Source organism: Streptomyces sp. NPDC047706 (assembly GCF_043204795.1).
Classification (GTDB): domain Bacteria; phylum Actinomycetota; class Actinomycetes; order Streptomycetales; family Streptomycetaceae; genus Streptomyces.
Window position 1 is genome coordinate 78,525 of record NZ_JBIDCW010000013.1, and the last position, 20,442, is coordinate 98,966.

Here is a 20,442-nt window from a genome sequence, read left to right on the forward strand (position 1 = left end):
CCGAAAGCATGCGTGCAGTCTGTCACGTTCCGCTTACCGCCACACGGGCGCGGCGGTGCGTCATACGCCATTCCGCAGGTCCGGCGGCGGCATGACGTCCGGGGTAATCGACCGCTTCTCCCGCGCGGGCCATGGTGGCCGTACCGGGTGCCGGACCGGCGCACCCCGGCCCGGCTCCGGGCCCGACTCGACCTCGACGGAGGGTGATCCGCCATGTCCGCAACCCAGCTCGCCGCTCTCGCCCGTACCACCGGGCCGCAGTCCGCGCTCCGTCGCTTCCTGGCCCTGGACGCGGTGGTGACCGGGGCCAACGGCGTCGCCTACCTCGTCGCCTCCGGGCCGCTCGGGCGGCTCCTCGGCGTGGATGCCGGGCTGTTGCCGGTGCTCGGCGCTGTGCTGTCGGCGTACGCGGCGGGCGTCGGCCTGCTCGCCTCCCGGCCGCGCCCGGCGGGCCTGCCCGTGCGGGCGGTGATCGAGATCAACCTCGGCTGGGCCGTGCTCAGTTTCCTCGCCCTCGCCCTGTGGCTCACGCCGAGCACCGCGGGCGCCGTGTGGGGTGTTCTCCAGGCCCTGGTGGTGGCCGGGTTCGCGGCTGTGCAGTACGCCGCGGCGAAGGCCCGTCAGGGCAGCGTCGAGTGAAGGTACTCGACCGTCGCCGGGTCGGCCGGGAGCAACGTCTCGATGGCCAGTTCGGCGACGGTCACGTCCAGGGGCGTGTTGAACGTGGCGATGGACGAGACGAACGACAGGGTCCGGCCCTCGTGCTCGATCCGCAGCGGCAGCGCGAAGTAGGGGACGGTTCCCTGCGGTTCGCCGCCGGCCGTCCGTTCGGGGGCCGGGTACGCGGACACCTCCTCGTACAGCTCGCGCAGCGCAGCCGAGCGGTGCAGTGCGAGCTGCCGCTCCATCTGGGCGAGCAGATGCCCGCGCCACTGGGGGAAGTTGCGGATGCGCGGCGCCAGGCCCCGCGGGTGCAGCGTCAGCCGCATCGCGTTCGGCGGCTGGGCGAGCAGGGGCTCCGGCAGTCCCTCCAGCAGCATGGATACCCCCCGGTTGGCGGCCAGCACGTCGTACGTCGCGTCCACCACCAGCGCCGGATAGGGCTCGTAGGCCTGGATCAGCCGTTCCACGCCCTCGCGCACGGCGGTCAGCGCCGGGTCGTCCAGGGGCGTGTGGGGATACCGCGGGGCGTAACCGGCCGCCAGCAGCAGCGCGTTGCGCTCCCGTACGGGCACGTCCAGATGCTCCGCCAGCTTCAGCACCATCTCCTCGCTGGGGCGGGAGCGGCCCGTCTCGACGAAGCTGATGTGCCGGGCCGAGGAGCCCGCGCGCAGCGCCAGTTCCAGCTGGCTGACCCGCCGCTGCTCCCGCCAGGCCCGCAGCAGCGGGCCGGCACCCCGGCCGTGGGGGGCGAGCGGGGGTGTGCCCGGCGCGGGCGGGAGAAGGGTCATACGTACGACCGTAGTCGAGCGGGCACCCGGACGCTCTCCCGGCCGGATCCGCCTCATGCCCGTCGAACCGCTGTCGCGCAAGGAGATCGAGGACCGCCTGGCGAAGCTGCCCGGCTGGTCGCTCGACGGCGATTCCCTCACCCGCTCCTACCGGCTCGCCTCGCACTTCGCCGCGACGGCCCTGGTGGTCCACATCGCCCAGGTGCAGGAAGAACTCGACCATCACGGCGACCTGACCCTCGGCTACCGCACCGTCGGCCTCACGGTGACCACGCACAGCGCCGGCGGCAAGGTCACCGCCCTGGACTTCGGGCTGGCCGAGCGGGTCGAGGCCCTCGCCCCGGCGCACGGCGCCGGCTGAGCGCACGGTGCTGGACTACAGCGATGAGGCCGAGTGCTACGACGTCCTGCGCGGCGGCGAGGCCAGGGCGGCCGCCGCCGCCGAGGGCGTACTGAGCCTCGTGCCGCAAGGGGCGCGCAGCCTGCTCGACGTGGCCTGCGGCACCGGCATCGTGACCCGGCGGCTGGCCGTGGCCAGGCCCGGGATGCGGGTCATCGGCGCCGACCTCACGCACGCCATGGCGCGGCACGCCGCCGAGCGGCTGCCCGGCGCCGTCGTCCTCGCCGACTGCCGCCGACTGCCCTTCTGTGACGGGCAGTTCGACGCCGTCACCAGCGTGTGGCTGCTGCACCTGCTGCGGCGGCCGGAGCACGTGCGGGCCGCCGTCGCCGAGTGCGCCCGCGTGCTGCGCCCCGGCGGCGTCCATGTCACGACGGTCGACAAGGCCGCCGCCCACAACGTCGGCAGTGATATCGACGCCGTCCTCGCCTCGCGTCCCCGCAGCCCCGCCCTCGACACCTCGGCGGCCGTCGAGTCGTATGCCGCGGAGCACGGACTGCTGCCCGCCGGGCAGACCCGCTTCCCCGGCCGGGGACAGGGCCGCAGTCCCCGCCGCACCATCGCCGACCTGCACCGGGGCTGGTTCGTGACGCTCCCGCCCGGCCACCCGCTCGCCGACGGCTTCGCCGCACGCCTCGCCGCACTCCCCGACCAGGACCGCCCGCGCCCGGACCCGCGGTTCACCCTCCGCGCGTTCCACAAGGTCACGTGAGCGGCCGGGTTGCGGCGCCTGACGCCGGCTCTACACGCCGTGACTCGCCGGCTCGCCGATGCCCTCGGACCACTCGATGCCGAGGGTGCCGGCGAGTTCGCGGACGGCCTCCTCGGTGCGGCCGTACGCGGTGAGCGCGAGGTCGTGCAGGCCCCTGTCGTGGCGGACGATGACGTCCGGGCCGCCGAAGTACTCGCTGCGGGCGCCCAGTTCACGCCACGGCAGGAGGCCCAGCGGGGTGAGGTTCTTGTGCAGCCGCGTCACCGTCTCCGGGGCGATCTCGCTCTCCCCGGCGGCCCAGCCGAAGTGCTCGGGCAGCCGGTTGACGGCGAGCTGGAGGAAGAACTCCGAGAGCGAGCGGCTCTGCAGTACCCATCCGTCCCCGCCGTCGCCGTCCTCGGCGGTGACCAGCGCCGGTGGGTCGGCGAGGGCGCCGCGGGCCGCCGGATAGCCCCACTCGTTGCCGTACTGGTACTCCGCCATGAACACACAGACCCGCAGATCCTCCTCCGGACCGACGAAGGGGTTGTTCCGGGGCAAGGCCTCGGAGGCGCCGTAGCCGGAAGGGTCGGGGCGGACCGTCGGCGGCCACTCGGGGTGGGTCCAGTACAGGCGCGGCTGGTCGGCGAAGGAGTTGAAGGGCAGCTCCCACCACTCGGCCAGCGCGGCGGGTATCGGGAGCGTGGGGTCGACGCGCCCGGAGGCCTCGTCCGCCTCGCCGGTCCGCGTCCGTTCCCGGTCGCCGCTGGGTTCGTAGCCCCACCCCTGCTGGAAGGAGCGCAGCAACTCCCAGCGGGCGGCCGTGCCGGCGGCGCGTGCGTGCTCCAGGAGCTCGGGGAAACGTGCGTAGTCGATCTCAGTCACGCGGCGATCCTACGGAGGGGGCGCGCCGTCCCCACCCCGGACGTCACGGCCGCCCGACCACGTCCACCTTGCCGTTCCGGCAACGTCTCTTGCCCTTTTCCCGGACGTCGTCGCACGCTGGCGGCATCCGGAGGAGAGGCTGACCCATGGCGCACGACCACCACCACAAGGCCCAGCGGCACGACCACCGCCACGACCACCGGCAAGGTCACCACCACGACCACGCCGAGATCGACTGGAGCGAGATGGCCCCGCTGCTGGAGGCGGGCGCCGAGCTGTACGCGCCGCTGTACGAGCGGGCCCTGGCCTGGCTGGCGAAGCAGCAGACGGCCCCCGGCCTGGTGGTGGACGTGGGCAGCGGACCCGGCGTCGTCTCCTGTCTGCTCGCCGAGACCTTCCCCGGAGCCCGCATCGTCGCCGTGGACGGCGCGGAGCCGCTTCTCGCGCGGGCCCGCGACCGCGCCGCCCGCCTCGGCCTCGCCGACCGGTTCGGCACCCTGGCCGGTGAGCTGCCCGGTGTCCTCGACGACCTCGACTACCCCGCCGACCTGCTGTGGGCCAGCCGCAGCCTGCACCACCTCGGCGACCAGCGGGCCGCCCTGGCCGCCTTCGCGTCGCGGCTGGCGCCCGGCGGCACACTCGCGATCGTGGAGGGGGGCCTGCCGACGCGCTTCCTGCCGCGCGACATCGGCATCGGCCGCCCGGGGCTCCAGGCCCGGCTGAACGCGATCGAGGAGGAGTGGTTCAACGAGATGCGCGCGGCGCTGCCCGGCACGGTCGAGGAGACGGAGGACTGGCCGGCGCTGCTCACCGCGGCGGGTCTGGCCCACACCCGCACCCGCAGTTTCCTGCTCGACCTGCCGGCCCCGGCCCCGGAGCGGGCCCGCGCCTATGTGGCCGCCACCCTCTCCCGCACCCGCGAGGCGGTCGCCGAGCGCCTCGACGCCACCGACCTCGCCGCCCTCGACCGCCTTCTCGACCCCGAGGACAGGGCGAGCGTCCACCACCGCCCGGACCTGTTCCTGCTGACGGCACAGACGGTGCACACGGCGAGCCGGCCGCTGTAGGGCGCTCGTCCCGTTTCCCGCCCTGACGTCCGCGGGACTTGACCTGGAGCGCGCTCTGGGACGACTTCGGGAGCCTGCCGCCGGGGCGTCTGCTGACCGCCGCGCAGATCGCCGACTCCGTCGTCTGGGCCATCGGGCAGCCCAGCTGACCTCCCGCACGCGAGGCGCCCCGGGAACGTCGCCGTTCCCGGGGCGCCTCGCGTGCGGTGCTGAGCTGAGGGCCGGTCAGCTCACGTCGAACGTGGCCGGGTCCGGACCCAGGCGGCGGTCCTCGTTCAGGGCGCTGATCGCCGCGAGGTCCTCGGTGTCCAGGCTGAAGTCGAAGACGTCGATGTTCTCCGCGATCCGGGACGGCGTCACGGACTTCGGGATCACCACGTTGCCGAGCTGGAGGTGCCAGCGCAGCACGACCTGGGCGGGCGTGCGGTGGTGCTTCTGCGCGATGGCCACGATCGCCGGGACCTCCAGCAGGCCCCTGCCGGAACCCAGCGGCGACCAGGCCTCGGTGGCGATGCCCCGCTCCGCGTGGAACTCGCGCGCGGCGTGCTGCTGGAGATGCGGGTGCAGCTCGATCTGGTTCACGGCCGGGACGACCGAGGTCTCGCCGATCAGCCGCTCGAGGTGCTCCGGCAGGAAGTTGGAGACGCCGATCGCCTTGATCCGGCCGTCGGCGTGCAGCTTCTCGAACGCCTTGTACGTGTCGACGTACCTGTCCTTCGAGGGCAGCGGCCAGTGGATCAGGTACAGATCCACGTGGTCCAGGCCGAGCTTGTCGAGGGAGACGTCGAAGGCGCGCAGGGTGGAGTCGTAACCCTGGTCGCCGTTCCAGAGCTTGGTGGTGACGAAGAGCTCCCTGCGGGGGACGCCCGAGGTGGCGATGGCCCTGCCGGTGCCCTCCTCGTTGCCGTAGATCGCCGCTGTGTCGATGCTGCGGTACCCGGCCTCCAGCGCCGTGGCGACCGCGCGCTCCGCCTCGTCGTCCGGCACCTGCCAGACGCCGAAGCCCAGCTGAGGCATCTCGACGCCGTTGTTCAGGATGATCGGGGGGACCTTGCTGCTCACGAGCTCTTGATCCTTCGGTTGTCGTCAGGTGGTACCTCATATCGTCAACGATCACGGGCCCGGATGCATTCCTGGCGCGAAAATGACCGGAACCCGCCTCATGTGCCGTACAGCGCCTCGACCTCCTTGGCGTACGCCCTCTCGATCGCCTTCCGCTTCAGCTTCAGCGACGGCGTGAGCAGCCCGTGCTCCTCGGTGAAGGGCTGCGCCAGGATGCGGAAGGTGCGGATCGACTCGGCCTGCGAGACGAGGGTGTTCGCGGCGACCACCGCCCTGCGCACCTCGGTCTCCAGGTCCGGATCGCGCACCAGGGCGGCCGGGGTGAGCCGCGGCTTGTTGCGCATCTGGAGCCAGTGCTCGACGGCCTCCTGGTCGAGCGTGACCAGCGCGGCGACGAAGGGGCGGTCGTTGCCGACGAGGATGCACTGGGCGACCAGCGGATGGTCCCGGACGCGTTCCTCCAGCAGGCCCGGCGACACGCTCTTGCCGCCCGAGGTGACGAGGATCTCCTTCTTGCGGCCGGTGATGGTGAGGTAGCCGTCCTCGTCGAGCGAGCCCAGGTCGCCGGTGGCGAGCCAGCCTTCGTGCAGGGTCTCGTCGGTGGCCTTGGGATTGTTCAGGTAGCCCTGGAAGACGGTGGGGCCGCGCAGCCAGACCTCGCCGTCGTCCGCGATGTGCACGGTGACACCGGGGACGGGCTGCCCGACCGTGCCGTAGCGGGTGCGCTCGGGCGGGTTGGCCGTCGCGGCCGCCGTGGACTCGGTCAGGCCGTACCCCTCGTAGATCCGCACGCCGGCGCCCGCGAAGAACAGGCCGAGCCGCCGGTCCATCGCCGAGCCGCCGGACATGGCGTGCCGCACCCTGCCCCCCATCGCCTCGCGCACCTTGGCGTAGACGAGCTTGTCGAACAGCTGGTGCTGCACGCGCAGGCCGGCCGACGGGCCGGGCCCGATGCCCCACGCCTTGGCCTCGGCCGCGTCGGCGTAGCGCACGGCGACGTCGACGGCCTTCTCGAAGGGTCCGGCCTTGCCCTCCCGCTCGGCCTTGCGGCGGGCGGCGTGGAAGACCTTCTCGAAGATGTACGGCACGGCCAGGATGAACGTCGGCCGGAAGGCGGCCAGGTCGGGCAGCAGGGCGGCCGCGTTGAGCTGCGGCTGGTGGCCGAAGCGGACCCTGCCGCGGATCGCGGCCACCTCCACCATCCGGCCGAACACGTGCGCGAGTGGCAGGAAGAGCAGGGTCGCCGCCTCGTCGCCCCGCTGGGAGTGGAACACCGGCTCCCAGCGCTCGATGACGGTGTCCGCCTCGTACATGAAGTTGCCGTGCGAGAGGACACAGCCCTTGGGGCGGCCCGTGGTGCCGGAGGTGTAGATGACGGTCGCGACCGAGTCCGGGGTGACCGCCCTGCGGTGTCGGTGCACCACCTCGTCGTCGAGGTGGGCGCCCGCGTCGTAGAGCTCATGGACCGCGCCCGCGTCGAGCTGCCACAGCCGGCGCAGCCTCGGCAGCCGGCCGATGACGGTGGCGATGGTCATCGCGTGGTCCTCGTGCTCCACGATCGCGGCCGTCACCTCCGCGTCGTACAGCATCCAGTAGCACTGCTCGGCCGAGGACGTCGGGTAGACCGGCACCACCTGGGCACCGATGGCCCACAGCGCGAAGTCGCACAGGGTCCACTCGTAGCGGGTGCGGGACATGAGGGCGACCCGGTCACCGAACCGGATGCCCTCGGCGAGCAGGCCCTTGGCGAGCGCGAGCACCTCGTCGCGGAACTCGGCGGACGTCACGTCCCGCCAGTGCCCCGCGTCGTCCTTGCGGCCGAGCGCCATGTGCAGCGGATCGTCCTGGGCGTGCTCGAAGACGACGTCGGCCAGGCCGCCCACCGGGGGCGCCGGTGCCGACGGAGGACTGGTGAACTCGCGCAAACCCGTTCCCCGCTCTCTGTGACGGCTCCCTGTGACGCCCGCACAGGCCGTGAAAGCTACCCCACGGACCGTCGTGACGGGAGGGGTGCGAAAGCGGAGGGGCGCTCAGGCATGCGCCGGCCGGCAGGGGAGAACAGCCGCGGACGGGGAGGTCCCGGACAGATTCCTGACGGCGGAGCAAGTTTCTGCACCGTGATCTCCACGGAATCTGTACGACCCGCTCACCGCGGCGGGCGTCAGCGGCGGTGCAGCCGCTCGCCCGCCGCCAGGACCGCCGCCGCCAGGGCGTCCGCCGGACCCTGGGCGGCGGGGCGGCGGCGGCCGTGGACCAGCACGAAGTCGACCTGACCGAGTTCGGGCAGGCCGAGCCGGTCCGGGACGCGGACCAGGCCCGGCGGGACGAAGCCCCGGGAGTGGGCCATCACGCCGAGGCCCGCGCGGGCGGCGGCGATCAGCCCGTTGAGGCTGCCGCTGGTGCAGGCGACGCGCCACTCGCGGCCCTGGCGTTGCAGCGCCTCCAGGGCGAGGGCGCGGGTGATGCCCGGCGGGGGGTAGACGATCAGCGGGACCGGGCGGCCGGGGTCGAGGCGCAGCCGTTCCGCGCCGATCCAGACCAGGCGGTCGTGCCACACCAGCTCACCGCGCGGGTCCTCGGGGCGCCGCTTGGCCAGGACCAGGTCCAGCTTTCCGGCGGCGAGCTGCTCGTGCAGGGTGCCGGACAGCTCCACGGTCAGCTCCAGGTCGACCTCGGGATGGTCGTGCCGGAAGCCCTCCAGGATCTCCGGGAGCCGGGTGAGCACGAAGTCCTCCGAGGCGCCGAAGCGCAGCCGGCCACGCAGCCGGGTGCCCGTGAAGAACGCCGTGGCCTGCTCGTGCACCTCCAGGATCCGGCGTGCGAAGCCGAGCATCGCCTCGCCGTCCTCCGTCAGCTCCACGGAGTGGGTGTCCCGGCTGAACAGCTGGCGCCCTGTGGCGTCCTCCAGCCGCCGTACGTGCTGGCTGACCGTCGACTGGCGCAGCCCGAGCCGCCGCCCGGCCTGGGTGAAGCTCAGGGTCTGGGCGACGGCGAGGAACGTGCGCAGCTGGGAGGGGTCGTACACGAGGCCAGGATAGCGCGGTCATCGGGACTCGTGATGACAGTCAGAGTGGTATGCCGGATTCACGATCGGCCGGTGAGGGAGCAGGATGGAGCGGGGACCCGCGTCCCCGTACAGGTACCGCGTCAGAAGTACGGACAGAAGCAAACACAGAGGTAAGTGGAGCACCGTGAAACGCCTGCGCCGGCCGTCCTGGATGCCGATCGACCCCTACATCCTCCTGCTGCTCGGGACGGTGGGGATCGCGGCGCTCCTCCCGGCCAGGGGTACGGCCGCCGACGTGGCCTCCGGCGCCTCCACCGCGGCGATCGCCTTCCTCTTCTTCCTCTACGGCGCCCGGCTGTCCACCCGCGAGGCGCTGGACGGGCTCAGGCACTGGCGGCTCCACGTCACCGTGCTGGCCTGCACCTTCGTCGTCTTCCCGCTGCTGGGGCTGGCCGCCCGGGGGCTGGTCCCGGTGGTCCTGACCCACTCCCTGTGGACCGGCCTGCTCTTCCTCACCCTCGTCCCGTCGACCATCCAGTCGTCGATCGCGTTCACCTCGATCGCCCGCGGCAACGTGCCCGCGGCGATCTGTGCCGGCTCCTTCTCCTCCCTCGCGGGCATCGTGATCACCCCACTGCTCGCGGCGTCCTTGCTGGGCAGTGGCGCGGGCGGGTTCCGGGCCGACTCGATCCTCAAGATCGTGCTCCAGCTGCTGGTGCCGTTCCTCGCCGGGCAGCTGCTGCGCCGCTGGATCGGCGGCTTCGTCGCACGCCACCGCAAGGGCCTCGGATACGTCGACCGCGGGTCGATCCTTCTCGTCGTGTACACGGCGTTCAGTGAGGGCATGGTCCACGGCGTCTGGCACCAGGTCAGCCCGGTGCGGCTGGCCGGCCTGCTAGGCGTCGAGGCGGTGCTGCTCGCCGTGATGCTCGCCCTGACCTGGTACGGCTCCAAGGCCCTCGGCTTCAGCCGGGAGGACCGCATCGCCATCCAGTTCGCCGGCTCGAAGAAGTCGCTGGCCTCCGGGCTGCCCATGGCGAGTGTGCTGTTCGGCGCGCAGGCCTCGCTGGCCGTGCTGCCGCTGATGCTCTTCCACCAGATGCAGCTGATGGTGTGCGCGGTGATTGCCAGGCGCCGTTCCCGCGACCCGCGCGAGGAGGTCACTGCACCGGCTTCAGCCTCAGCGTCACGAACCGCGGCCGGTACAGGCTCACGTTCCCGCTGATCGCCGCCGCCGCGCCCGTCGTGCCCAGCCAGTTGACGTCGTAGCTGAGGACCAGACGCCCGTCGCCGCCGATGCCGGGATGCGCCTGCGGGTTGTACGCGGCGACCCCGGCGGACGGCAGCGGCGGACTGAAGCCGCGGCCGGGCCCGTGCCAGGGCCCGGTGGGGGAGCAGGCCCAGTACGACGTCACCGTGCCCAGTCCGGCCGTACCCGCCGCCATCGTGAACAGGACATACGTGTCCCCGTCCCGTACGACCGAGAACGCGCTGCCCACCCCGGTGCGCCGCTCGTCGCCGAGCACGGCGGCCGGCCGGGTACCGGTGACCCAGGCGGAACCGTCCCAGTACTCCCAGGCGGCCGGGTCCGCGAGCCCGCCGTCCGGCACCCGCGCCACATAGGCCGACGAGGCCGGGCGCGACACGGCCTGCCCGTCGTCGCCGCCGAACACGTACGTCCAGCCGTCCCGCGCCACCAGCGTCGTGCCGAACAGCACCCGCCGGGACGGATCCGGCACCGACCGCTGGTCGAGCACCTGCGTGACGGACTCGACCCGCAACTGCGGCAGGGAGAGCGTGGCGACCTCGGTGGCGAGCGGCACTCCGTAGATCCACGGCGCCTGGCCGGCCGTGCGCGTCCACAGCAGCACCCGCACCACCTGCTCGGCGGCGCCGGGGGAGCGCGGCTCGACGCGGGCGGCGACGGGCCAGCGCCACTGGCCGGTGGCGGCTTCCGGGAAGAGCGGCGCGGGGAGCGTGGTGCGCAGCCGGTCCCCGGACATCACCACCGCCGAGTTGCGCACCATCGGCGCGCCGGTGTCGCGCCAGGCGTGCGACTCGCCGGACGGGTTGGGCGGCGGGTGCACGGCGCCGAGGAAGGTGTCGGAGAACAGCCACAGCACGCGGCCGTCCGGCAGCCCCAGCGAGTGGGTGCCGTCGCCTCCGGTCCAGTCGTCGGTGCGGCCCGCGTCGTCGCCGTAGCGGGCGAACTCGCCGGTGAGCGCGTCGGCGGCCGTCCAGGAGGCGACCTCGCGGCCCGCGCACGCGCCGCCGCCCTCCCGGTCGTCGTCCGGGAGGGCGGTGAGCAGCACGGCCGCGAGAACCAGGGCCAGCAGCAGAGCGGCCCCGGTTCCCGTGCGCTGTCGTGCTCGTCGTCCGTCGGGCACGTTCCGCGACGTTAGCGGGCCGCGGTCACCTGGTCCATGGGGAGCCACAGCACGTTGCCGGACCAGGGGCCGGTGTGGGTGAGGCGGACCTGTTCGATCTCGGCGTCGGACAGCGCCATGTCCCAGACACGCACCTCGTCGAGCGCCCCGGTGAAGAAGGCCCGGCTGTCCATGCGCTGGCCGATGTGCACCCCGAACGGCGAGTTGCGGCTCACCGAGCCGGGCACGTCCTCGGTGCTGATCGCGGTGCCGTCGATGAACAGGGTCAGCTGTCCGTCGCCGCGGCGCAGTGCGAGGTGGTGCCACTTGCCGTCGTTGTACGCGCCGTTCGTCGCCACGGCGGCCGTGTTGACGGTCCGCACGCCCTCCCGGGTGCTGATCAGTCCGCGCACCCGCTTGCCCTCGGGTTCGGCGCGCAGCCAGACCTGTGGCTGGCTGGTGCCCACCCCGCCCATCCACAGCAGCGGCTGCTCACCGGTGGCCGCCGTGTAGCGGAACCACAGGGAGGCGGTGAAGTCCCCGCTGCCGAGCCGGAGTTCCTCGCGGTACGGCAGGCGGACGGCGTCGTCGGTGCCGTCGAAGGAGATGCCGTTGTTCAGCACGCCGGCGGTGGTCGAGGCGCCGCCGAGCACGCTCGCCCCGGGGGCGAGCAGGGCGCGGTCGCCGGTGGTCGGGTCGGCGCCGCGGCGGGGCGTGAGCCACTCCTCGTTGAAGCGGGCGAAGCGGATCTCGTCGCGGGCGTCGGCCGTGCCGGCCTCGTACATCAGGCCGACGTTGCTGCCGGAGATGTGCACCAGGTCGGAGTAGCCGGACCAGTCGCGGGTGACGACCGTGCCGCGGTCCACGCTGTCCCAGGTCTCGCCGTCGTCGTAGGAGGAGCGGATCATCATGGTCCGGCGGCGGTCGGGGTCGCCCGGGCAGGCCAGCAGGAGGCGGTCGCCGAGGCGCAGCGTGGCGCCCTGGACCTGGGGGGCGTAGAGGTCGGGAAGGGCCTCGAAGGTGCCCTTGTAGGTCTCGCCGCCGTCGCCGCTGACGACCTGCGAGCGGTGGCCCAGGTCGGTGCCCTCCTGCTCACGGCCGCTGACCAGGATCGTGCCGTCGGAGCGCTCGGTCATGGAGATCTCGGAGGGCTTCTGGCGGAAGGTGCCGTCGGCCGACAGCGGCCAGGAGTCCGTGGCGCCGACCCGCCAGGTGGTGCCGCCGTCGTCGCTGAGGATGAGGGCCGCGTGGTTCGCGGTGACCCGGTTGCCGTCCCAGGTCTCGGTGTTGACGCCGAAGACCAGCCTGCCGGCGTGGGCGCCCTGGGTGAGCTGGATGCCGTGCACGGGGCCGGTGGCGTACCAGGAGTTCCAGTGCGCGGGCAGGATCTGCGGGCTGAGGTCGCGTGGGGTGGACCAGGTGACGCCGTCGTCGTCGCTGTGCTGCAGATGGGGGACGCGGTCGCAGGGGACGTCGCAGTGCTCGCTGTCGGGGCGGCCCGTGTTGTACGTCTCCGCGAGCAGGACCCGGCCGGTGTCCCGGTCGACGACCGGCGTCGGATTGCCGTGCGTGTCACCGGCGCCCTCGTTGACGACCTGCAACGGGCCCCAGGTGCGGCCGCCGTCGGTGGAGCGCTTCAGCACGATGTCGATGTCGGTCGCGTCCCCGCAGTTGAGGACCCGCCCCTCGGCGAACGCGAGCAGGGTGCCCTTGGTGGTCTGCACGATCGTCGGAATCCGGAAGCAGGCGTAGCCGGGGTCCTGCGAGGCCTTGAAGAGGACCTTTTCCTCGAACAGCGGTGCCCCCGCTACGGGTTGGGCCTGGGCGGGGCCCGGGAGGGCGGCGGCGGCCGTCAGGACGGCGCCCGCGGTGAGGGTGGTTCTCAGACGTGCGCGGAGTCTCGACGGCATGAATGACCCTTCATTTGTCTGGACATCTGTACATCCCATGTCCAACCTATGCGCCGCAGACGGTAGTTGGCGGCAACGACACACCGCAAACGGCGCCGATGGCGCAAGTGGGATGCCGGACAGACGTCCTGACGTGACGTCAGGGCCAGGTGGAGGCGGGTGGGCGGCACGGTCACCACGCGGCCTCGTCGGCTCCTGGCGCTACGGCCGCCTCGGGCCGGGGTGGGCGACGGCGAAGGCGGAGGCTGCGCCGGGTATGGCGCCGCCGGGGGAGCCATGGCGGACGCGGCGCATCGAGCCTCCTGAGTTCGTTGGAGTTCCCAACGATAAATCAGGTCGTGGGGAAATCCAATGAAATGCGCACTAGGCTGGACTCATGGCCGAGGCACCACTCTCCGCGATTCGCTCGCTGCCCAGCTGGATCCTCGGCCGGGCCGCCGCTCGCGGGCGCGCCCTGGTGGCGCAGGCGCTGGCCGCCGAGGGCATGAAGATGTGGCACCACATGGTGCTGGTGGCCGTCCGTGACCTCGGGCCGATCGCCCAGGCCGACCTCGGCCGGAGCGTCGGGCTCGACCCCAAGGACGTGGTCGGCGTGCTCAACGACCTGCAGTCGGCCGGCCACGTCGTGCGCGAACCCGACCCGAGGGACCGGCGCAAGAACGCCGTGTCCGTCACCGCGGAGGGCACCCGGCTGCTGCGGCGCTGCGAGCAGGCCGCCTGCGAGGCGAACGAGGCCCTGCTGGCCCCGCTCACCACGGCCGAACGCCGTCAGTTCATGGGCCTGCTGGGCAGGATCTCCGGCACGCAGTGACGCCCGCCGGGAGCTGAGGCGGGACCCCGGCGGCGCAGGGGGCGCTCCCCGCCGGCCCGGGTCCCGCCGCCGTGCCGCGGGGGACCGTCAGCCCTGGGCGGCCGCGGTCCGCAAGGGGATGCGGTCCTCGCCCGCGTACACGTTCATGGAGCTGCCCCGCAGAAAGCCCACCAGGGTCAGCCCGGTCTCGTGCGCCAGGTCCACCGCCAGCGACGAGGGCGCCGAGACCGCCGCCAGCACCGGGATGCCCGCCATCACGGCCTTCTGCGCCAGCTCGAAGGAGGCCCGGCCCGAGACCAGCAGGACCGTGCGGGACAGCGGCAGGTCCCCGTTCTGCAGGGCACGGCCGACCAGCTTGTCGACCGCGTTGTGCCTGCCCACGTCCTCCCGGACGTCCAGCAGCTCGCCGCCCTCGTCGAACAGCGCCGCCGCGTGCAGCCCCCCGGTCCGGTCGAAGACCCGCTGGGCCGCGCGCAGCCGGTCGGGGAGGCACGCGAGCAGCCCGGGCTCGACACGGACCGGGGGAGTGTCGGAGATGGGCCAGCGGGCCGTGGTCCGCACCGCGTCCAGGCTGGCCTTGCCGCACAGCCCGCAGGACGAGGTCGTGTAGACGTTGCGCTCCAGCGTGATGTCCGGGACCGGCACCCCGGGAGCCGTCTGCACGTCCACCACGTTGTACGTGTTCGCGCCGTCGGCCGTGGCACCCGCGCAGTACACGATGTTGCGCAGGTCGCCCCGCTCGCCCAGCACGCCCTCGCTCACCAGGAACCCGGCCGCGAGGGCGAAGTCGTCGCCGGGGGTGCGCATGGTGATCGCGAGCGGCTTGCCGTTCAGCCGGATCTCCAGGGGTTCCTCGGCGACGAGCGTGTCCGGGCGGGTGGAGACCGCCCCGTCCCGGATCCGGATCACCTTGCGTCGTTCCGTGACTCGTCCCATGTCCTGATCAGCCCCGGTTCTGTACGTGCTGGTAGCCGAAACGGCCCTTGATGCAGAGGTTGCCGTGGGTCACCGGGTTGTCGTGCGGCGAGGTGACCTTGACGATTTCATTGTCCTGCACATGGAGCGTGAGGTTGCAGCCCACACCGCAGTAGGCGCACACCGTCGTCGTCTCCGTCTGCCGCGACTCGTCCCACGTACCCGCCTCGCGCATGTCGAACTCGGACTTGAACGAGAGCGCCCCCGTCGGGCAGACCTCGATGCAGTTGCCGCAGTACACACACGCCGAGTCGGTCAGCGGGGCGTCGTGCTCGACCGCGATCCGGGCGTCGAAGCCGCGGCCCACGACGGAGATCGCGAAGGTGTTCTGCCACTGGTCGCCGCAGGCGTCGACGCACTTGTAGCAGAGGATGCACTTGTCGTAGTCGCGGACGTAGAGGTCGTTGTCGACCCTCGGTTCCTCGTTCAGGCGGGCGGCCTGTGGGCCGAAGCGGTCCGGCTTCGCCTCGTACTCCTTCAGCCATCCGGCGACCTCGGGAGTGGTCGACAGGTCGACCGACGAGGCGAGGAGTTCCAGGACGACCTTGCGGCTGTGCCGGGCGCGCTCGGTGTCCGTGCGGACGGTCATCCCCGGCTCCGCCTCGCGGGAGCAGGCCGGGACCAGGGTCCGGGAGCCCTCGACCTCGACCACGCATACCCGGCAGGCGTTCTTCGGGGTGAGCGTGTCCCCGTGACAGAGGGTGGGGACGTCCTTCCCCGCGGCCCGGCAGGCGTCGAGAACGGTCGACCCCTCCGGGACCCGGGCCTGATGCCCGTCGACGGTGAGCTCGACGAGCCGGCGAGGCACTCCCAGCGGTATCGCGGTCATTCGTAAGCCCCCAGACGGTCGATGGCGGATTCCACGGCGTTCCAGGCGGTCTGTCCCAGACCGCAGATCGAGGCGTCCCGCATCGCCCGGCCGACCTCCCTGAGCAGGGCGATGTCGCCGGCGGCGGCGGCACCGGTGCGCTCCACGATCCGGTGCAGCGCCTCCTCCTGCCGCACGGTCCCGACCCGGCACGGCACGCACTGCCCGCACGACTCGTCGCGGAAGAACTCGGCGATGCGCAGCAGCAGCCGGGGCAGCGGGACCGTGTCGTCGAAGGCCATCACGACGCCCGACCCGAGCGTCGTGCCGGCCTCGCGGGTGCCTTCGAAGGTGAGCGGGATGTCCGTCTCGTCGGGCCGTACGAAGCCGCCGGCCGCGCCGCCGAGCAGGACCGCCCGCAGCCCGTCCCGCACGCCCGCCAGCTCCAGCAGCTCGCCCAGCGTCGCGCCGAAAGGCAGCTCGTAGATCCCGGGCCGCGCCACGCTGCCCGAGACGCAGAACAGCTTGGGGCCGGTCGACGCCGCCGTGCCGATCGCCGCGTAGGCCGGGGCGCCCATCGTCAGGATCGGCAGGACGTTGACCAGCGTCTCGACGTTGTTCTCGACCGTGGGCTTGCCGAACAGGCCCTTCTCCACCGGGAAGGGCGGCTTCGAGCGCGGCTCGCCCCGGTAGCCCTCGATGGAGTTGAACAGCGCCGTCTCCTCGCCGCAGATGTACGCGCCCGCGCCCCGCCGGATCTCGATGTCGAAGGCGTACCCCTGGCCGAGGACGTCGTCGCCGAGCAGGCCACGGGCGCGGGCCTGGGCGAGGGCGTGCTCCAGCCGGTGCAGGGCGCGCGGGTACTCGCCGCGCAGGTAGAGGTAGCCGCGGTGCGCGCCGGTGGCGTACCCCGCGATGGTCATCGCCTCCACCAGCGCGTACGGGTCGCCCTCCATGAGCACCCGGTCCTTGAAGGTGCCCGGCTCGGACTCGTCGGCGTTGCAGACGACGTAGTGCGGATGGTCCGGCTGGGACGCCGTGGCCTGCCATTTGCGGCCGGTGGGGAAGGCGGCGCCGCCGCGCCCGGCCAGGCCCGAGTCGGTGACCTCGCGGATCACCCCGGCGGGTCCGAGGGCGAAGGCGCGCCGCAGGGCGGTGTAACCGCCGTGGGCGCGGTAGTCGTCGAGCGAGGCGGGGTCCACCACGCCGACCCGCCGCAGCAGCACCAGATCCGGCGACCCCGCCTGCGGTACGGCCACTGCGGCCGGGGGCTCCTGCGGCGCCGAGTCGGGCGCGGTCGCGGCGAGGACGGCCGCGTCCGCGGTCGCCGGTGCCGACACCGCCGTACGGACCGGGTCGCCCGCCTTGACGGCGAGCGCGGCCGGGGCGCGTTCGCACAGGCCGAGGCACGGGGAGCGCTCGACGTGGACGCCGGGACCGAGGCGGGCCTCGATCCCGGCGCACAGCTCCTGCGCCCCGGCGGCCGCGCAGGCCAGGTCCGTGCAGACGTGCAGCACGGTCGCCGGGCGCGGCCTCACCGAGAACATCGCGTAGAAGGTGGCCACCCCGTACGCCTCCGACGGCGGCACGGTCAGCCGCCGGCACAGGTAGTCCAGCGCGCCCTCGCTGATCCAGCCGATCCGGTCGTTGAGCGCGTGCAGCCCCGGCAACAGCAGGTCGCGGCGGTCCCGGGCCGTCCGCCCGCCACGCGCCCACCTGAGGTCGGCACCGGAGCGGTCGGCGCCCTCCCAGGAGGACTCGGGAGGACCCAGGAGCGCGTCGACGGCGGCCCGCTCGTCGTCCGTCGGTTTGCTGTCGCCGAAGTGCAGGTCCACTTGCGTCACCTCACGATGGTCGCGACGGGAATCTTGTCGATCCGGATCGCCGACGCCTTGAACTCCGCCGTCCCCGCGATCGGGCAGTTCGCCTCGATCGTCAGCTGGTTGGTGTCCACCTCGTCGGGAAAGTGCATGGTCATGAAGGCGAGTCCGGGCCGCAGTGCCGGGTCGATCCACACGGGCGCCACCACGGAGCCCCGCCGGGAGGACACCTGGACCTCCTCGCCCACGACGACCCCGTACCGCTCGGCGTCCTCCGGGCACAGCTCGACGTACTCGCCGCGCCGCAGCGGGGAGGCGAAACCGCCGCTCTGCACACCGGTGTTGTAGGAGTCGAGACGGCGGCCGGTGGTGAGCCGGATCGGGTACTGGTCGTCGGTGAGGTCCACGGGCGGGTCGTGCCGGACCAGCCCGAAGGGCGCGAGCCGGCCGCGCCGGGCCGGGTCCGGGTCCCACAACCGGCCGTGCAGATAGGTGGGTTCGAGCCGGTCCGTGCTCGGGCACGGCCACTGGATGCCCTGGTGCTCCTCCAGGCGGTCGTACGTCATCCCGTAGTGGTCCGGCGAGACCGAGCGCAGTTCGTTCCAGACGGCCTCGGCGTCGGCGTACTTCCAGTCGTGGCCGAGGCGCGCGGCCAGGTCGCAGAGGATGTCGATGTCCTCGCGGGCCTCGCCGGGCGGGGTCACGGCCCGGCGTACCCGCTGGACGCGGCGCTCGCTGTTGGTCGTGGTGCCGTCCGTCTCGGCCCATCCGGCCGTCGCCGGCAGCACGACGTCCGCCAGCTCGGCGGTCCTGGTCAGGAAGATGTCCTGGACGACGAGGAAGTCCAGCGCCCGCAGGCGCCGTACCGCCTGACCGCTGTCCGCCTCCGACTGGGCCGGGTTCTCGCCGATGCAGTAGACGGCCCTGAGGCTGCCCTCCTCCATCGCCTCGAACATCTCCGTGAGGTTCAGTCCGTGGTGCGGCTGGATGACGGTGTCCCAGGCGGACTCGAACTTCAGCCGGGTGCCGGCGTCGAGGATGTCCTGGAAGCCGGGCAGGCGGTTGGGGATCGCGCCCATGTCGCCGCCGCCCTGCACGTTGTTCTGGCCGCGCAGCGGCTGCAGACCGGAGCCGAAGCGGCCGACGTGTCCGGTGAGCAGCGACAGGTTGATGAGCGCGCGGACGTTGTCGGTGCCGTTGTGGTGCTCGGTGATGCCGAGCGTCCAGCACAACTGGGCGCGCTCGGCGCGGGCGTAGGCGTGCGCCAGTTCGCGGATCGCCTGCGCCGGTACGCCCGTCACCTTCTCGGCGAGCGACAGCGTCCACGGCTCGACCAGGGCCCTGTACTCCTCGAAGCCGGTGGTCGCCCGCTCGATGAACGCCTCGTTGGCGAGCCCGGCGTGGATGATCTCGCGGCCGACCGCGTGGGCCATCGGGATGTCGGTGCCGACGTTCAGGCCGAGCCAGCTCTCCGCCCACTCGGCGGTGGAGGTGCGGCGCGGATCGACGGCGTACAGGCGCGCGCCGCCCCGGATGCCCCGCAGGACGTGCTGGAAGAAGATCGGGTGCGCGAAGCGGGCGTTGGAGCCCCACATCACGATGACGTCGGTGTGTTCGATCTCCTCGTACGACGACGTCCCGCCGCCCGAGCCGAAGGCGGCGGACAGGCCCGCGACGCTGGGGGCGTGGCAGGTGCGGTTGCAGGAGTCGACGTTGTTGGTGCCCATGACCACGCGGGCGAACTTCTGGGCGACGTAGTTCATCTCGTTGGTCGCGCGGGCGCAGGAGAACATGCCGAACGCCCCGCGTGCGGCGTTCAGTCCGCGCGCCGCCCGGTCGAGCGCCTCGTCCCAGGTGGCCGGGCGGAAGGGTTCGTCGCGCGAGTCCCTGACAAGGGGATGGGTGAGCCGGGTGTAGGTCTTCGGGGACTGGCGTTTCCTCATGCGGCGCTCCTCAGCGCGAGCAGGTCCGAGATGGCGTGCACGGTGCGCAGGGTGGGCACGTCGACGCCGGTGATCTCCGCAAGTTCGACGACCGCGGCGAGCAGCACGTCGAGTTCGAGCGGCTTGCCGCGCTCCAGGTCCTGGAGCGTGGAGGTGCGGTGGTCGCCCACCTTCTCGGCGCCCGCGAGGCGGCGCTCGATGGAGACGCCGACCTGGCAGCCGAGGGCCTCGGCGACGGTGAGTGTCTCGGTCATCATGATCTCGATGACCCGCCGGGTGCCGCCGTGCAGGCACATCTGGCGCATGGTCGCGCGGGCGAGCGCGCTGATCGGGTTGAAGGAGATGTTCCCGAGCAGCTTCAGCCAGATGTCGTTGCGCAGGTCGGGTTCGACCGGGCACTTCAGGCCGCCGGCCCGCATGGCGTCGCTGAAGGCGGAGCACCGTGCGGAGAGGCTGCGGTCGGGCTCGCCGATGGAGAACCGGGTGCCTTCCAGGTGCCGTACGACGCCGGGGGCCTCCAGTTCCGTGGCCGCGTAGACCACGCAGCCGATGGCCCGTTCGGGCGCGAGCACCGCACTGACCGCGCCGCCGGGGTCCACGCTCTCGATGCGGTGGCCGTCGTGGGGGCCTCCATGGCGGTGGAAGTACCACCAGGGGATGCCGTTCTGGGCGGCGATCACCGCGGTGGTGTCGTGCAGCAGGGGGTCGATCAGCGGCCCGCACGCCGCGTACGAGTTGGCCTTCAGGCCCAGGAAGACGTAGTCGACCGGGCCGACTTCGGCCGGGTCGTCGGTGGCCTGGGCACGCGCGGTGAAGTCGCCGCGCGGACTGAGCACCTGCACTCCGTGCCGCCTCATGGCCGCGAGATGCGGTCCACGGGCGATGAGATGCACATCGGCGCCCGCGCGGTGGAGCGCGGCACCGACGTAGGCGCCGATTGCTCCGGCGCCGAGGACTGCGACTTTCACAAGAACACTCCGTTCGGTTTGAGGGATACCGCGGAGGTGGCCGGGGGACGTCCTGTGTCGACGAAATATTGTCTACAGTATGGAGGTTGGGTCGACAAGGGGCCGCGCGATGACCGTTCGGCGCGGCTCGGACACCGCTCACCGCACACGGTCGACCCGCCCGCTTCCTGAGTCACCCTTGTCCGGGCGCTCGACGGTCTGCGGGAAACCGACAAGCCGTGGGACCCATTCCTGTGCCTTTGCCTGCACCGTTACTCGTGAGTCGCTGACCAGACTGG

The 20,442-nt window shown here is 72.5% G+C and carries 18 protein-coding genes and 1 pseudogene; 7 read left to right on the plus strand and 12 right to left on the minus strand.

Annotated features, from left to right (window positions below; translation table 11 throughout):
- Positions 1 to 213 precede the first annotated feature (213 nt).
- Complete coding sequence (locus tag ACGF8A_RS17610) at positions 214 to 639, plus strand: hypothetical protein (RefSeq protein WP_393109018.1); 426 nt, start codon at positions 214 to 216, stop codon at positions 637 to 639.
- Here ACGF8A_RS17610 and ACGF8A_RS17615 read toward each other — a convergent pair.
- Entirely contained in the window at positions 621 to 1,451 is an 831-nt protein-coding gene (locus tag ACGF8A_RS17615; protein ID WP_393109020.1) for a helix-turn-helix domain-containing protein, read from the minus strand. The two genes, ACGF8A_RS17610 and ACGF8A_RS17615, sit on opposite strands and share 19 nt — an antisense overlap.
- Positions 1,452 to 1,506: 55 nt before the next feature.
- On the opposite strand from ACGF8A_RS17615, the gene ACGF8A_RS17620 reads away from it, so the two are divergent.
- Positions 1,507 to 1,812: a 4a-hydroxytetrahydrobiopterin dehydratase gene (locus tag ACGF8A_RS17620; protein WP_393109022.1), complete on the plus strand. Its 306-nt coding sequence runs from the start codon at positions 1,507 to 1,509 to the stop codon at positions 1,810 to 1,812.
- A 7-nt stretch (positions 1,813 to 1,819) separates the two neighbouring features.
- Entirely contained in the window at positions 1,820 to 2,563 is a 744-nt protein-coding gene (locus ACGF8A_RS17625; RefSeq protein WP_393109024.1) for a class I SAM-dependent methyltransferase, read from the plus strand.
- Positions 2,564 to 2,593: 30 nt separating this feature from the next.
- Here ACGF8A_RS17625 and ACGF8A_RS17630 read toward each other — a convergent pair whose 3' ends face one another.
- A complete protein-coding gene (locus tag ACGF8A_RS17630; RefSeq protein WP_393109026.1) occupies positions 2,594 to 3,427 on the minus strand; it encodes a hypothetical protein in 834 nt (277 codons plus the stop codon).
- 146 nt (positions 3,428 to 3,573) lie between these two features.
- Here ACGF8A_RS17630 and ACGF8A_RS17635 point away from each other — a divergent pair, with 146 nt between their 5' ends.
- Both ACGF8A_RS17635 and ACGF8A_RS17640 read left to right on the plus strand, forming a co-directional pair.
- The gene (locus tag ACGF8A_RS17635) at positions 3,574 to 4,494 is read left to right on the plus strand and encodes a methyltransferase (RefSeq protein WP_393109028.1); all 921 of its coding nucleotides are present in this window, start codon (positions 3,574 to 3,576) and stop codon (positions 4,492 to 4,494) included.
- A gap of 56 nt (positions 4,495 to 4,550) precedes the next feature.
- Positions 4,551 to 4,643, plus strand: a pseudogene (locus ACGF8A_RS17640) (short-chain dehydrogenase); the annotation flags it as partial.
- Positions 4,644 to 4,719: 76 nt separating this feature from the next.
- Here ACGF8A_RS17640 and ACGF8A_RS17645 read toward each other — a convergent pair.
- The 3 genes from ACGF8A_RS17645 to ACGF8A_RS17655 all read right to left on the minus strand — a co-directional run bounded on the left by ACGF8A_RS17645 (position 4,720) and on the right by ACGF8A_RS17655 (position 8,581).
- A complete protein-coding gene (locus ACGF8A_RS17645) occupies positions 4,720 to 5,556 on the minus strand; it encodes an aldo/keto reductase (protein ID WP_393109030.1) in 837 nt (278 codons plus the stop codon).
- A gap of 98 nt (positions 5,557 to 5,654) precedes the next feature.
- Positions 5,655 to 7,481: an AMP-dependent synthetase/ligase gene (locus ACGF8A_RS17650; RefSeq protein ID WP_393109032.1), complete on the minus strand. Its 1,827-nt coding sequence runs from the start codon at positions 7,479 to 7,481 to the stop codon at positions 5,655 to 5,657.
- A gap of 236 nt (positions 7,482 to 7,717) precedes the next feature.
- Positions 7,718 to 8,581: a LysR substrate-binding domain-containing protein gene (locus tag ACGF8A_RS17655; protein WP_393109034.1), complete on the minus strand. Its 864-nt coding sequence runs from the start codon at positions 8,579 to 8,581 to the stop codon at positions 7,718 to 7,720.
- A 193-nt stretch (positions 8,582 to 8,774) separates the two neighbouring features.
- Between ACGF8A_RS17655 and ACGF8A_RS17660 the strand changes: the two genes are divergently transcribed.
- On the plus strand, positions 8,775 to 9,788 hold the full coding sequence (locus ACGF8A_RS17660; RefSeq protein ID WP_393109190.1) for a bile acid:sodium symporter family protein: 1,014 nt from the start codon (positions 8,775 to 8,777) through the stop codon (positions 9,786 to 9,788).
- Here the strand turns inward: ACGF8A_RS17660 and ACGF8A_RS17665 are convergent.
- Positions 9,724 to 10,950 (minus strand): DUF4185 domain-containing protein, encoded by a 1,227-nt coding sequence (locus ACGF8A_RS17665; protein ID WP_393109036.1) that lies wholly within the window; start codon positions 10,948 to 10,950, stop codon positions 9,724 to 9,726. The two genes, ACGF8A_RS17660 and ACGF8A_RS17665, sit on opposite strands and share 65 nt — an antisense overlap.
- Before the next feature lie 11 nt (positions 10,951 to 10,961).
- On the minus strand, positions 10,962 to 12,839 hold the full coding sequence (locus tag ACGF8A_RS17670) for an exo-alpha-sialidase (protein WP_393109038.1): 1,878 nt from the start codon (positions 12,837 to 12,839) through the stop codon (positions 10,962 to 10,964).
- A 376-nt stretch (positions 12,840 to 13,215) separates the two neighbouring features.
- On the opposite strand from ACGF8A_RS17670, the gene ACGF8A_RS17675 reads away from it, so the two are divergent.
- Entirely contained in the window at positions 13,216 to 13,650 is a 435-nt protein-coding gene (locus tag ACGF8A_RS17675) for a MarR family winged helix-turn-helix transcriptional regulator (protein ID WP_393109040.1), read from the plus strand.
- A gap of 87 nt (positions 13,651 to 13,737) precedes the next feature.
- Here ACGF8A_RS17675 and fdhD read toward each other — a convergent pair whose 3' ends face one another.
- The 5 genes from fdhD to ACGF8A_RS17700 are packed head-to-tail and all read right to left on the minus strand — an operon-like array spanning position 13,738 to position 20,164.
- Positions 13,738 to 14,586: a formate dehydrogenase accessory sulfurtransferase FdhD gene (gene fdhD, locus ACGF8A_RS17680; protein WP_393109042.1), complete on the minus strand. Its 849-nt coding sequence runs from the start codon at positions 14,584 to 14,586 to the stop codon at positions 13,738 to 13,740.
- A gap of 7 nt (positions 14,587 to 14,593) precedes the next feature.
- Positions 14,594 to 15,454 carry a 2Fe-2S iron-sulfur cluster-binding protein gene (locus ACGF8A_RS17685; RefSeq protein WP_393109044.1) on the minus strand — a complete coding sequence of 287 codons (861 nt, stop codon included), beginning with the start codon at positions 15,452 to 15,454 and terminating at the stop codon, positions 14,594 to 14,596.
- Positions 15,451 to 17,268, minus strand: coding sequence for an NADH-ubiquinone oxidoreductase-F iron-sulfur binding region domain-containing protein (locus ACGF8A_RS17690; protein ID WP_393109192.1), 1,818 nt, complete (start codon positions 17,266 to 17,268; stop codon positions 15,451 to 15,453). The genes ACGF8A_RS17685 and ACGF8A_RS17690 overlap by 4 nt, the downstream gene beginning before the upstream one ends.
- Before the next feature lie 5 nt (positions 17,269 to 17,273).
- Positions 17,274 to 19,196 (minus strand): molybdopterin oxidoreductase family protein, encoded by a 1,923-nt coding sequence (locus ACGF8A_RS17695; protein WP_393109046.1) that lies wholly within the window; start codon positions 19,194 to 19,196, stop codon positions 17,274 to 17,276.
- Entirely contained in the window at positions 19,193 to 20,164 is a 972-nt protein-coding gene (locus ACGF8A_RS17700; protein WP_393109048.1) for a 2-dehydropantoate 2-reductase, read from the minus strand. The genes ACGF8A_RS17695 and ACGF8A_RS17700 overlap by 4 nt, the downstream gene beginning before the upstream one ends.
- Between the last annotated feature and the right edge of the window lie 278 nt (positions 20,165 to 20,442).

Bases quoted from the DNA above. Each gene is read 5' to 3' on its own strand.
- ACGF8A_RS17685 (WP_393109044.1), bottom strand. From the start codon at position 15,454: ATGACCGCGATACCGCTGGGAGTGCCTCGCCGGCTCGTCGAGCTCACC.
- ACGF8A_RS17610 (WP_393109018.1), top strand. From the start codon at position 214: ATGTCCGCAACCCAGCTCGCCGCTCTCGCCCGTACCACCGGGCCGCAG.
- ACGF8A_RS17675 (WP_393109040.1), top strand. From the start codon at position 13,216: ATGGCCGAGGCACCACTCTCCGCGATTCGCTCGCTGCCCAGCTGGATC.
- ACGF8A_RS17620 (WP_393109022.1), top strand. From the start codon at position 1,507: ATGCCCGTCGAACCGCTGTCGCGCAAGGAGATCGAGGACCGCCTGGCG.
- ACGF8A_RS17635 (WP_393109028.1), top strand. From the start codon at position 3,574: ATGGCGCACGACCACCACCACAAGGCCCAGCGGCACGACCACCGCCAC.
- fdhD (WP_393109042.1), bottom strand. From the start codon at position 14,586: ATGGGACGAGTCACGGAACGACGCAAGGTGATCCGGATCCGGGACGGG.
- ACGF8A_RS17695 (WP_393109046.1), bottom strand. From the start codon at position 19,196: ATGAGGAAACGCCAGTCCCCGAAGACCTACACCCGGCTCACCCATCCC.
- ACGF8A_RS17615 (WP_393109020.1), bottom strand. From the start codon at position 1,451: ATGACCCTTCTCCCGCCCGCGCCGGGCACACCCCCGCTCGCCCCCCAC.
- ACGF8A_RS17660 (WP_393109190.1), top strand. From the start codon at position 8,775: ATGCCGATCGACCCCTACATCCTCCTGCTGCTCGGGACGGTGGGGATC.
- ACGF8A_RS17670 (WP_393109038.1), bottom strand. From the start codon at position 12,839: ATGCCGTCGAGACTCCGCGCACGTCTGAGAACCACCCTCACCGCGGGC.